This window comes from Alteribacter keqinensis, assembly GCF_003710255.1.
Taxonomy (GTDB): Bacteria; Bacillota; Bacilli; order Bacillales; family Salisediminibacteriaceae; genus Alteribacter; species Alteribacter keqinensis.
Genome location: NZ_RHIB01000002.1, coordinates 672,539 through 685,049, shown reverse-complemented (window position 1 = coordinate 685,049; position 12,511 = coordinate 672,539). Strand labels below are relative to the sequence as shown.

Here is a 12,511-nt window from a genome sequence, read left to right as displayed (position 1 = left end):
GCCCGCGCTACCCGGCGTAAGCTTTTTCCAATTTGACATCTGGATAGCAGGAGACCCCGTCGGTCGTCACAAGCTCTCTGAATTTAGAAAGCAAATGTTTTGTTACTTTTCCAGGCTTTCCATCGGCAATTTTACGGCTGTCCACATCAACGACTGCAATGACTTCGACGGCTGTGCCGGTAAGGAACACTTCATCAGCCACATATACATCGTGGCGGGTGAACGGCTTTTCCTCTAACGTATATCCATGCTCTTTTGCCAGATCAATGATGGCGTTCCGGGTGATGCCTTCCAATGCGCCCAGATAAACAGGAGGTGTATAAATCGTGCCTTTTTTTACGATGAAGATATTATCGGCAGAGCCTTCTGTTACGTACCCCTGATCATTAAGCATCAGTGCCTCATCCACACCTGCCTGATTGGCTTCCATTTTTACGAGGATGTTATTTAAATAGTTTAAAGATTTTACCTGCGGGCTCAGTACATCGGGACGGTTTCGCCTGCTGGCTACTGAACCGACGCGAAGCCCTTTATCATATAATTCCTTTGGAAACATATTAAGTTCTTCAGCGATCACAACCACTTGTGGTTTTGAGCAGTGTGAAGGGTCGAGACCGAGGTTACCGGGACCTCTGGATACAACAACGCGGATATAGGCGCTGTCCAGCTCGTTCTTTTGAACGGTGCCGACAATAATCGCTGCCATCTCCTCCATTGAATAAGGTACGTTCAACATGATCGACTGGGCTGAATCGTATAAACGATTCAAGTGTTCTTCAAGTTTGAAGATGTTTCCGCTGTAAACGCGAATTCCTTCGAACACCCCGTCGCCATATAAAAATCCATGATCATAAACTGATACTGTTGCTTCTTCCTTCTTTACAAATCTGCCACTGAGAAATATCCACTGACTGCTCATGTAAACCACTCCTTTCTTTCATGGTGAGACGCTTTACTTTAATAAAAAGCAAGGTTGTAAAAAGACCGTTCCTGCTGCTTGGAAAAATGTCAGGAAAAGTCTGTTTATTGCGTCTTTTGAAATAACAAAGCTAATAATACGCCCGTTCGAAAGGAAGGTCAACACTAAAAAAAAATTATTCAGAACATTTTTATTAAACTGATTTTATCTAAGCGCTTACACGCTTGCAGCAAGCCGGATTGAGCCGTTTATAAAAAATGATGTAAACTCTGCCCCTTAATGGTGAATCGTTGGAGAGCTTCCAGTACTTTCATTCTTTAAGGAAATATGGAGTTCAGCCTGATCGTTTACAGAAGCGAAAAAGATGTTTTCAGTACCGATAATTCCGTGTTTTTCCAACTCTTTTGATAGCCAGTTACGGGGAATTTCCAGATTATCCAGCACGGAAGGGTACACAATCCCCTCAATAATTAACGGATACGATATGCTTGAATGCAACTTTGATATATTCATATCCTCATTTGTGACAGGATGCTTGGCCGGTTTTTTAAACACGCTGACAGCCCCGTTTGCTTCTACAATAGCTGTATCAACTTCACTAAGGTCAAATACCCCTTTTTCCCTGAGCATTTGAAGAATGTTATCGATGGAAAAACGGATTTTTTTTAGGTTTTTCGGGATAAACTTGCCGTCTTTTACAACGATTAAAGGCTCAAAGGTGGCAAAGCGCCCGATCTTGCGGTTCTTTATTTTCCATGATGAAACAAGCCGTTGCAAAATGCCGATAGCAACAATTGCGATTGCTGTAGGAAGATGTTTAATATTCGGGTCGGCAATATCAGCTCCTACTACAGCGCCAAGGGTTATAATGATCAGGAAATCAAATACCGGAAGTTCACCTATTGCTCTTCGTCCCATGAACAGTGTGATGAGAAGGAGAAGAGGAAGGATCGTGATGATTCTGCCGAGAACCAGGAAAATTTCGCTTACCGTTTCCATGTAGCTCACCTCTTTCTAAAAAGCTAACATTACTGTTCGTTATTATGGGTAAATTATGCAGTATATGATGCTTTTGTGGGGAGGCAGAGCTTTGTTTAAACCAATAGACGAGAAATTTTTTCATAAACCAACGATTGATCTGGCAAAAGAATTACTGGGAAAGATCCTTGTGAAAAACACGGAGGAGGGAGTCAGTGCCGGCAGAATTGTAGAAACAGAAGCTTATTTAGGACCTGATGACAGGGCGGCTCACAGCTTTGGAGGAAAGAGAACGAAGCGGACAGAAGCCATGTTTCACGGGCCGGGTACAGTGTATACATATGTGATGCACACTCACTGCCTTGTAAATGTAGTAAGCGGAGGCGAGGGTGAGCCGGAAGCGGTTCTCATACGGGCGGTTGAGCCTGTAGAGGGTCTCGGTCTTATGTATAGGCGCAGAGGGGAAAACAAACGGCTGTATGACCTTACAAGCGGCCCCGGAAAGCTTACAAAAGCCCTGGGAATAACGCCGGAGGACTATGGTCGGCAGTTTTACGGCCATCCGTTATTCATTTCAGAGGGCGATGGAGATACGTTTGATATCTCCACAGGTCCGAGAGTGGGCATTGATAACAGCGGGGAAGCAAGGGACTACCCGTGGCGGTTCTGGATAAAGGATAATCCGTTTGTGTCGAAGCCGAGAAAAGAAGTGAAGGTCATAAAGGGCTTTATCAGCAGCTAAAGGGCAGGTGTCTATTCATTCATTCTCTATTTAAAGGTCATTTTGAATTATACGTGCTGAATTGTGCGGAATGAGCGGGTTTACAGATCCTTTAAATAACACTTGTCATAAAAAAACGAACAGGCTGTCAGGCCTCTTCGTCTTTTACAATCTCTTTTACCCTTCCGACCTGGCCGTCCTGAAGGCGGACCTTAATTCCGTGTGGGTGGCTTGGTGACTTTGTAAGAATATCTTTAACGATCCCGGAAGTGAGTGTGCCGGTACGCTGATCTTTCTTCAGTACAATTTTCACACTTGCCCCCGGCCTAATGTCTTTGCGGTTTTGTCCGTTCATATAAGTGAAGACTCCTTTAAAACGTAGTGTGCTTTATTTTATCATGAATCAATCAAACCCGATACGTTGGTTTCTGTTATAATACACTGATGGATAATGAGTAAATGCGAGTAGAACTTAGGAGGAAAACAGATTGAAAGGCTTTTTACATTTAGGAATAAAAGAAGAAACCAACAAGGTTTTAGAAACCCTTGGAATTATAGAACCAACACCGATACAGGAGCAGGCAATTCCCGTGCTTCGATCAGGAGAAAACGTGGTGGCCCAGTCTCAGACAGGTACGGGGAAAACACTGGCATTTGTTCTGCCAATGCTTGAAAAAATCGATACGGGAGCCAGCCATACCCAGGGGCTGATCCTTGCTCCGACGAGAGAATTGGCTCTACAGATAACAAAAGAAGTGTCCAAGCTTACAGAAAGCGAGCCCGAGGTAAAGATACTGGCTGTTTACGGGGGACAGGATATCGAGAAACAGCTTCATAAATTAAATAAAGGTACCCATATAATTATTGCTACACCAGGAAGACTTCTTGACCATCTGCGAAGAGGAACAATCCGTCTTGATAAAGTGGACATGCTGGTCCTTGATGAAGCGGATCAGATGCTTCACATGGGCTTTTTAAATGAAGTGGAAGAGATCATCGCCAAGACGCCTGTTACGCGCCAGATGATGCTCTTTTCGGCAACCATGCCAAAGGAAATCAGGGATCTTACAAAACGCTATATGAAAAAGTCCACGTTTCTTAAAGTTGCAGCAACACGAATTACCGTTGAGGAAATTGACCAGCTCGTGGTTGAAACAACAGACAGGGCAAAGCAGGCAGCACTCCGGGGACTGCTGGATGAACACCAGCCGTTCCTTGCAATCTTGTTCTGCCGGACTAAGCGCCGTGCTTCTGCACTGAATGAGGCTCTTCAGGAGCGGGGTTACAATTCGGACGAGCTTCATGGTGATTTGTCCCAGGCCAAGCGAGAAAAGGTAATGAAAAGCTTTCGTGACATGAAGATTCAATTCCTTGTTGCGACTGATGTAGCTGCGAGAGGGCTTGATGTGGAAGGCGTTACCCATGTTTATAATTACGACATTCCTCATGACGTGGAAAGCTACGTGCACCGGATCGGTCGTACAGGCCGCGCCGGAAATGACGGACTGGCTGTGACTCTCGTGGCACCAAAAGATAGAATGCACCTTGATTTAATTGAAAAAGGAATTGGCTTCAGCATCCGAAAAGTGCAATCTGAGGCCACAGCGGATCAAAATCACGGCAGCGGTCCATCGCGGGGTGGTGACCGTAGTAAAAGCAGAAATTCCTGGCAGGACCGGAACCGGAAAGGGTCTAAGCCGAAGCAGAGAAACGGAAGGGAAGGCCGAGGCGGACGTCAGGGATCGAGGCGGGGACGGTAAAGGAGCCGGCTGGACTCAGGTGTTTGTCGAAAAGAAGTGACAGGGGTGCCAAAACCTCCCTTTGACTTTGTCCCAAAAATAGACGATGATGAAGCTATATTTAACAGCGCGTGTAAAGGAGGTGAATGCAGATGTTTCTTGAGCATTATCATGATCTGGTGCCGATTCTGATTTCGATCAGTATACTCGTGGCGCTTGCCGGGGCCCAGTGGGTCAACTATTTGTCCCATGACTGCATGGTTCGGAACCGCCATATGGCGAACAGCAGGATCCGCTCGCTTCAACGGGCGCGTTTAGACGACGATGAAGCAGTGGAGAGTAAAGAAGAACGCCAAAGCTTTATTACCAGGATTGTAAAAAGAAAAGAAGCACCGGAAGATGATGCGGATTATTTTTCCTTCTCGTTGGAAATGATGAATGAAAGCGAGGAGGATAAATATGGAGAAAACATCTGCATCACTTAGGAAGTATCAGCTTTTGATTGTTTTTGGTTTATTACTCGTTACTTTAGCGGGCTGTGGAGCTTCCACAGAGCCCATCAACGCGGAAACGACAGGGGTTTTTAACCACTACGTCGTATGGCCGTTTTCGTTTTTAATTAAATTCTTTGCAGGAATGTTTGCAGGAAATTACGGGCTGTCCCTTGTGTTCATGACCTTCCTGATCCGTCTGGCACTTATGCCGCTCATGATGAAGCAGTATAAAGGTCAACGCACAACAAGGGAAAAAATGGCGCACATTCAGCCGGCTATGAAAGAGATACAGGAAAAATACAAGGACCGGAAGAATCCGGAGAACCAGAAGAAGCTTCAGCAGGAGATGATGGCTCTTTACAAGGAGCATAATTTTAACCCGATCACATCCATGGGGTGTCTGCCGATGCTGATTCAATTCCCGATTATGATTGGTTTTTACTATGCGATCATGCGGACACCGGAAATTGCTCAGCACAGCTTTCTATGGTTCAATCTTGGACAAACAGATATGATTCTCCCTTTTATTGCAGGGGGGGTCTACTTGATTCAATTCAGAGTTTCCATGTCCGGCATGGATGATCAGCAGCAAAAACAAATGGCGATGCTCGGCTATGTTACACCGATCATTATGGGAGTCTTTTCGTTCAACGTAGCGGCAGCTCTCCCCCTTTACTGGTCCGTAAGCGGTCTGCTGCTTATTTTCCAGACACTGCTCTTTAAAACGATGTACAACAGTAAAAAGCAGACAGCGGAAACAACAACGGTATAGACTGAAGAGGCTCTCCATACGGAGGGCTTCTCTTTTTTGTGGCGGAGTTTTTTTATGGTGAACTTTCGGGGATTTATGGAGAATTTTAGTGACTTTATGCAGACTTTCAGATCGTTTATGCAGAACTTCGAAGGGTTTGTAAAGAGTTTGCAGTGATATAAAGAGAATAGGTCAATTTTCGACATATTTTTAAAAACGGGTTTTTAAAATCCATATAAAGGGTATTAAATCAAAAGATTTAAAGAAAATTGTTGGTCTGGAGGTAAGGGGAATGTGGGATGTTAAGATTGTTGATACAAAAAATCACATTATTTATCTAAAATGGGCAGGTCTTGTCAAACCGCGTGAAGTAGGGGAGGCAAATAATAAGCTGGCTGAATGTATCGATCAGCTGGGATCACGCTTCGATATGGTGGTAGACATGGCTGAGCTGAAAGTGTGGACACCTGAAACGCAGCAGGAAATCGTTAAGCACCAGCAGTGGCTGATTGGAGCTGGCCTTGGAAAGGCAGCTGTAGTGGTAAACGGTGCCATTGCAAAAATGCAGCTTAAACGGACGGCGAAAGAATCGAGCCACAGTAATGAGCATCACTTTACAAGCTATGAGGATGCGATGGCATTTCTGCAAAAAGAAGCGGTAGTATAGAAGGCTCTCCTTTGGGGGGCTTTTTTGTGTTGCCTGTAGCTTTCGGCAGGCAGGGGGAGACCCAGGAGTGCTGTGAGTGTAATTCAACATTTGAGTTTAACAGAGCCTTAAAGAAAAACCCATTCCCGCATTTGTTTTCATCCTCTTTTCGTGAAAGAATAGAAGCATAATGGTTAAAGAAATGAGGATGAACAAATGACAGAAATGACATTGAAAATAAAACAGAAGTTTTCCCATAAATTCAAACAAGGACAGCCGCTTATTTTTAAGGAAGCGATCGCCAACCTGGACAGTCTGAAGGAAGAGGGAACAATTGTATCCCTTGAAGATGAAAGAGGAGGCTTTCTGGGGCGCGGTTATTACGGGCGGCAGAATAAAGGCTACGGCTGGATGCTGACGCAGAAACAGAAGGAACAGATCGACCAGGAATTTTTTGAGCGGAAGTTTGCAAAAGCCTGGAGTAAGCGAAAGTCTTTTTTCAACAACCCGGATACGACTGCTTTCCGCCTTGTGAATGGGGAAGGTGACGGGCTTGGGGGTCTGACAATTGATTATTTTGATGGTTTTCTTCTTCTCAATTGGTACAGCGAGGGGATTTATTGCTTTAAAGATGAAGTGATTGAAGCTCTTGAAAGAACGGTGGACTTTAAGGGTATTTATGAGAAGAAACGGTTCAACACAGGCGGAAAATATATTGATGACGATGATTTTGTTACAGGGGAACGTGGTGAATTTCCTTTGATTATAAAGGAGAACGGCATACAGTTCGCTGTTTATTTAAACGAAGGGGCAATGGTCGGGGTCTTTTTGGATCAAAGAGACGTTCGGCGGAAGATTCGTAACCACTATTCAGAAGGCAAAACCGTGCTTAACACATTTTCCTACACAGGTGCTTTTTCCGTGGCAGCAGCCTTGGGGGGAGCGAGAGAAACGACGAGCGTGGATTTAGCCAATCGGAGTTATGAAAAGACGGTGGAGCAGTTTGCCATTAACGGCATTGATTACGAAGCGCAGAAGATCGTCGTCCAGGACGTGTTTGATTACTTCAATTACGCAGTAAAAAAAGGGCTGTCTTTTGATACGGTTGTTCTCGATCCTCCAAGCTTTGCCCGTTCAAAAAAGAAAACGTTCAGTGCGGAAAAGGACTACAAGGATTTGTTAAAGCAATCCATTGCCATTACTGAAAAAGATGGCGTCATTGTAGCATCAACGAATGCTGGGAAGGTACCGATGGCCAGGTTCAAAGGATTTATTGATCAAGCGTTTAAAGAAACCGGACATAAGTACGCCATCCTGGAAGAATTCACATTACCCCATGACTTTGCTGTTGATCCGAAGTTTCCTCAAGGCAACTACCTGAAAGTGGTGTTCGTCAGGAAGAGGTAGATATAAAGTTGGAAGCTGTTCTTTATATCGTATTTATAACGTAAAATAAGCCTCTAAGGTAGCTTTACTTACATGAACCGATGCTATGCCCCCGATAAAAAAGAGTGCCGGACGTAATGACCGGCACTCTTTTTTATACTGTTATGTGCGAAATTTCTGACGGCGAACCCAGAGAGTGGATGCCCACTTTTCGCCGGAAATGACCGGTGAACCTGCGTGGAGGGTGAGTGCATTGATTTTAGGGTCGTTGTAGAAGTATTCAAAGTACAAAGCAGTTCCACGTTTTGGCGGAATGGAAATACCAAGCTTCGGGAATAGTGTTTCCCCGCCTTCTTCCACGTTATTTAAGTACACAACCATTGTGGCAATCCGGTTGTTGACATCAGGTTTGGTAAAGGAGTCCATATGAGCTTTATATTCCTCACCAGGCCGGTAATGCAGAATGTGCAGGTTCTCGGCGTGGGAGAGGGGCATGCCCATTATGGCGCAAAGGCGGTTCTCTACCTCGGAAATAACGTGTGAATGGTGATCATCAAGAAACGCGCCACGGCTCGTGCGCATAGCGTGTTCTTGTTTATCGGTGCCAACTTTGGACCGCTTCAGTTCTCCGCGGCTCAATTCGATGATGGCGTTGCACTCCTCATCATCGAGGACGTTTTCAAAAACAGCGACAACAGGTTCTTCTGAAAGTCGTTTCAGGTTCATTTGGCGTCCGTTCACTTCCAGTGAACCTCCGGAATAAGAAAACATCGACTGCTCTTTAATTTGATTCAACCAGGTTCCTCCTTAACGGATATGAATCCGTTTTCTTTAGTGTAGCAGAACCGGTGATTAAAAGGCTTTTTAATTTGGTGAATCAAGTGTCTTTAAGGTGAACTTTCAAGGGGGAGCATACCGACTTCATGTAACAAAGGCTGAATTAAAAAAAGCTGTACCGGAGAAAACCGGCACAGCTTTTTATGATCGTTTAAATAGATGGTGGTCCGTCTGTTGGATCGTTGGAATCACGCTGAATTTTTCTTTCAAAACGGTCCAGGTTACGTTTGGCAAAGTCACGTCCGCCGATACCAAAGGAGATGGCAAATGCGATGCTTAGACCGCCAAGAATGAGCAGGAAGCCGATGTTGACGATGGTTGTAGCGAATCCGAGCTGATCAAGAGCCATAAACACTGCGAAGATGATGACAATGTACTTTACAAGTGCAGCTGAGAACGGACTGTTTGTGTAGCGTCTGATCACGCCTTGCAGCAGTGTTCCCCCAGCGATTGCAAGCCCCAGAATAAGTAAAGCACTGACAACCATAGGCAGGTAAAGAATAATGGCATTACCGATCTGATTGAGTACGTAAAGCTGAAGGACATTTAAGGCCTCAACTGTAAAGAAGACAATAATCAGTACTTTAACAACTTGTCCAATGATGTTGGCAAGGTCAAAGCGTTTGCTGTCTCCGCGTTCAATACCGATGAAATCATAAACCGAGTTAATTCCTGTACGCTGCAGGAGGCTGATAAGCAGATCTGAGATGAACTTAGCAAGGTAGTAACCTGCAATCACAAGAATAATTGCCACAAAAATATTTGGAATCATCGTGAGTACAGTGTTCAGCACTGATGTAATGGGCTCTGAAATGGTCTGAATGCTTAATGTTTCAAGAGCCACAGTTACGATTGGGATCATGATGACAACGAACACAATATTGGAGAGAATTTTAGCAAGTGTGATCTTGTTCTGTGCAGCCGGCTTTTCACCAGGGGCTGCAGGTGCAGCGGAATCAGCCGGTGCGGCAGTTCTGGTTTGAGTATGACCGAGGCGGTTAAACCAGTGATCAATATTTAAACTCAATAAAAGGTTGTGAACAAGGTTTCGTACGAGCCTTGCAATATAGAAACCGATAACGAGGATCACGACAGCCGCAAAGATATTAGGAAGGAAAGCAAGGAACTGCTCGACCATATTTGTAATTGGCTGTGCCACTGACTGCATGTTCAATGCATCCAGGATACTTGGGAGGAAGAGAATGAAAATGAGGAAAAAGAATACGTTTCCGATGGACCTTAAGACGTCTCTTCCCTGTTCTTCGGATGTTACGACGCGTGATTTAACCAAACCGCGCGGGGCACCGAGTTTACCGAATCCTTTAACGATAACACCTCGTACCAGGCTCGCTACTATGTATGCGAGTAATAATAAGAGCAGTGCAACAATGACATTTGGGATCGCCTGAACCAGCGAGGCCAGTGCAGATTCAAAACTGTTTGATACATTATTCAATACAATCACTCCTATTGCAGAATATAGACCAATATCCTGTAAATGGAGTATCTAAACAAGAATTAATCACTTTTTCATGGTTTTGGTTAATGTTGGTACCAACGGCCCTCCTTATACCACAATTTTACACAAAATTGTGCGGGGGACAGACCCCGGTGTTATACTTGGTGTATGCGTTTTCAAAGTGCGTGAGAATAAGAGAGAAGGGTGATTGGTATGGGGAAAACGAAGCATCAGGGGCCGATGAAGCTGCCGAAGACACCGGATCCGAAGCATTGGGTAAGCATGGTTCCCTTTGGCCTTGGGAAAGTAAAGCCAAAGCATATCCGTGATACGGCCAAGGTTGTCTGGGATAACAAGGATAACCTGCCTTACGCGACGCGGATTTTAACCCAGGGGGTTTGTGACGGCTGCGCTCTCGGTGTGGCTGGTTTATATGACCAGACCCTGTCCGGCCCTCACATCTGTACGACAAGGCTTAACGTTCTGCGCTTAAATACAATGCCGGCGATCAAAGACGACATTTTATTTCAGGATATAGATGAGTTAAAGAAAATGAACAGCTCCGAATTGAGACAGCTGGGTCGTATCCCTTATCCCCTTTCAAGAAAACCGGGGGAAAAGAAGTTTACGAGAATCAGCTGGGATGAGGCTCTCGACCGTGTAGCCGGGAAAATTAAAACGATTAACCCGAAACAGCTGGCGTTTTTTCTGACTGCACGGGGGATTACGAATGAATCTTATTATGCAGCCGGAAAAGTCGCTCGTTTTCTAGGGACGAATAACATTGACAATGCTTCCAGGATCTGTCATTCCCCGAGTAAAACAGCCCTCAAACGCTCCCTCGGGATCGGAGCATCGAGCTGTAATTACCAGGACTGGATCGGGACGGACGTTCTTGTATTCTGGGGATCGGTCGCATCCAATAACCAGCCGGTATCAACAAAATACATGTACGCGGCAAAACGAAAAGGGACAAAAATCATTATGATTAACCCGTACCGGGAGCCGTCAATGGATCAGTACTGGATTCCATCGATCCCGGACAGTGCTTTGTTCGGTACAAAGCTTGCCGATGACGTGTATCAGGTTAATATCGGCGGGGATATCGCCTTTATGAACGGCGTAATGAAACATTGGTTTGAGATGGAGCAGAAAAACCCCGGCTCAGCCATTGACCGCAGGTTTATTAATGAACACACGAACGGATTCAACGACCTTAAAGGCCACGTGGAAAAACAGGACTGGCATGTCCTCGAGAAATCTTCAGGCCTTACAAAAAAACGCATGCTTGAGTTTGCACAGCTTTTAGCCAAATCAAAAAGCGGGGTCTTTGTCTGGTCCATGGGTCTTACCCAGCACCGTTTTGGTACCGACAACATTTCCCAGGTTGCGAACCTGGCTATGCTCAGGGGCTTTCTCGGACGGGAGCATTGCGGAGTCATGCCGATACGGGGTCACTCCGGGGTACAGGGGTCCGGTGAGATGGGGGCTGATCCATTTGTCCTTCCCGGCGGAGAATTTGACGAAAAAAACCGGAAGCGCGTCCAGAAGCTATGGCGGTTTGAAATACCGGACTGGCAGGGGGATATCGTAGGCGTTACTCTGGAAAACGCTGTTCTTCCTGAGGATCACGAACGAAAACTCAAAGTCTTTTATACGTCAGGGGGCAATTTCCTGGAGACGATGCCCGACCCTGCCTTTGTGGAGAAGTGTCTCCAAAACGTTGACATTCGTATTCACCAGGACATCATTTTAAACACCTCAACTCTCGTCGATGCAAAAGAGGAAGTCATCGTTCTTCCTGCAGCCACACGCTATGAACAGGCAGGCGGCGGAACGTCCACATCAACGGAGCGAATGGTTTATTTTTCTCCTGAAATTAAAGGGCACCGCATTGAAGAAGCCCGCTCTGAGTGGGAAATTTACGTGGACCTTGCCAAACGGGTCAAGCCATATAAAAGTGAGCTTATTGATTTTAAAAACGCCCAGGAGATCAGAAACGAAATTGCAAAAGCCCACCCGATGTACGACGGAATTCAGCACCTTTATAAAAAAGGGGATGTGTTTCAGTGGGGCGGAGCATGGCTTTTGGAGGGAGGCGTGTGTCCGACGGAGGATGGAAGAGGAAACCTGCTTCCGATCGTTCTTCCCGAACTTCGAAAGCCGGAAGGACATTTCTATGTGACGACCCGACGTGGAAAGCAGTTTAATTCCATGATCTACAGTGAAAAAGACCCCAACAACAATGCCGGCAGATATGATATTCTCCTTCATGCCAAGGACTGTGAAGAGCTGGGAATCAAAGAAGGGGAAGCGATCGTGGCCTACAACAAATACGGTGTTTATCACGGGCGTGCAAAAGTAGATGATACAAAACAAGGCAACATCCAGGTTTACTGGCCGGAGGGGAATGTGCTGATTCCAAAAGGGGTATATGAACAATACGCTGGTATACCGGAATACAATACGGCTGTAGTCGTGGAAAAGGCTGAAACATTTCATGCGAAAAAGGATACGAAATACGTAGAACGACGCATAGAAGAGCTGGAAACTGAACTGAGCTGAAAAGGAGCGTAACCGA

Annotated in this window: 12 protein-coding genes; 7 read left to right on the top strand and 5 right to left on the bottom strand. The window is 45.5% G+C overall.

Going from position 1 to position 12,511, the window contains the following annotated elements; translation table 11 throughout:
* Positions 1–7: 7 nt before the first annotated feature.
* Together ilvE and EBO34_RS14690 are read right to left on the bottom strand one after the other, a co-directional pair.
* Positions 8–919 (bottom strand): branched-chain-amino-acid transaminase, encoded by a 912-nt coding sequence (ilvE, locus tag EBO34_RS14695; RefSeq protein WP_122899844.1) that lies wholly within the window; start codon positions 917–919, stop codon positions 8–10.
* Positions 920–1,195: 276 nt separating this feature from the next.
* Positions 1,196–1,918 (bottom strand): DUF421 domain-containing protein, encoded by a 723-nt coding sequence (locus tag EBO34_RS14690; RefSeq protein WP_122899842.1) that lies wholly within the window; start codon positions 1,916–1,918, stop codon positions 1,196–1,198.
* A 67-nt stretch (positions 1,919–1,985) separates the two neighbouring features.
* Between EBO34_RS14690 and EBO34_RS14685 the strand changes: the two genes are divergently transcribed.
* The gene (locus EBO34_RS14685; RefSeq protein WP_122900145.1) at positions 1,986–2,639 is read left to right on the top strand and encodes a DNA-3-methyladenine glycosylase; all 654 of its coding nucleotides are present in this window, start codon (positions 1,986–1,988) and stop codon (positions 2,637–2,639) included.
* Between the two features lie 127 nt (positions 2,640–2,766).
* Here the strand turns inward: EBO34_RS14685 and EBO34_RS14680 are convergent, their stop codons facing one another.
* Positions 2,767–2,973, bottom strand: coding sequence for a YwbE family protein (locus tag EBO34_RS14680; RefSeq protein ID WP_122899840.1), 207 nt, complete (start codon positions 2,971–2,973; stop codon positions 2,767–2,769).
* 133 nt (positions 2,974–3,106) lie between these two features.
* Between EBO34_RS14680 and EBO34_RS14675 the strand changes: the two genes are divergently transcribed.
* From EBO34_RS14675 to EBO34_RS14655, 5 genes are all read left to right on the top strand, one after another.
* Positions 3,107–4,378, top strand: coding sequence for a DEAD/DEAH box helicase (locus EBO34_RS14675; protein ID WP_122899838.1), 1,272 nt, complete (start codon positions 3,107–3,109; stop codon positions 4,376–4,378).
* A gap of 131 nt (positions 4,379–4,509) precedes the next feature.
* Positions 4,510–4,842 carry a hypothetical protein gene (locus EBO34_RS14670; RefSeq protein ID WP_122899836.1) on the top strand — a complete coding sequence of 111 codons (333 nt, stop codon included), beginning with the start codon at positions 4,510–4,512 and terminating at the stop codon, positions 4,840–4,842.
* Entirely contained in the window at positions 4,817–5,623 is an 807-nt protein-coding gene (gene yidC / locus EBO34_RS14665) for a membrane protein insertase YidC (protein ID WP_122899834.1), read from the top strand. Before EBO34_RS14670 ends, yidC begins: the two co-directional genes overlap by 26 nt.
* 271 nt (positions 5,624–5,894) lie before the next feature.
* Positions 5,895–6,269 carry a hypothetical protein gene (locus EBO34_RS14660; RefSeq protein WP_122899831.1) on the top strand — a complete coding sequence of 125 codons (375 nt, stop codon included), beginning with the start codon at positions 5,895–5,897 and terminating at the stop codon, positions 6,267–6,269.
* A 195-nt stretch (positions 6,270–6,464) separates the two neighbouring features.
* On the top strand, positions 6,465–7,655 hold the full coding sequence (locus EBO34_RS14655; protein ID WP_122899822.1) for a class I SAM-dependent rRNA methyltransferase: 1,191 nt from the start codon (positions 6,465–6,467) through the stop codon (positions 7,653–7,655).
* Between the two features lie 141 nt (positions 7,656–7,796).
* Here EBO34_RS14655 and EBO34_RS14650 read toward each other — a convergent pair whose 3' ends face one another.
* The gene (locus tag EBO34_RS14650) at positions 7,797–8,405 is read right to left on the bottom strand and encodes a 2OG-Fe(II) oxygenase (protein WP_122900143.1); all 609 of its coding nucleotides are present in this window, start codon (positions 8,403–8,405) and stop codon (positions 7,797–7,799) included.
* Between the two features lie 217 nt (positions 8,406–8,622).
* The gene (locus EBO34_RS14645) at positions 8,623–9,927 is read right to left on the bottom strand and encodes a mechanosensitive ion channel (protein WP_122899820.1); all 1,305 of its coding nucleotides are present in this window, start codon (positions 9,925–9,927) and stop codon (positions 8,623–8,625) included.
* A gap of 216 nt (positions 9,928–10,143) precedes the next feature.
* On the opposite strand from EBO34_RS14645, the gene EBO34_RS14640 reads away from it, so the two are divergent.
* Positions 10,144–12,495 carry an FdhF/YdeP family oxidoreductase gene (locus EBO34_RS14640; protein WP_122899818.1) on the top strand — a complete coding sequence of 784 codons (2,352 nt, stop codon included), beginning with the start codon at positions 10,144–10,146 and terminating at the stop codon, positions 12,493–12,495.
* The last annotated feature ends 16 nt before the right edge of the window (positions 12,496–12,511 follow it).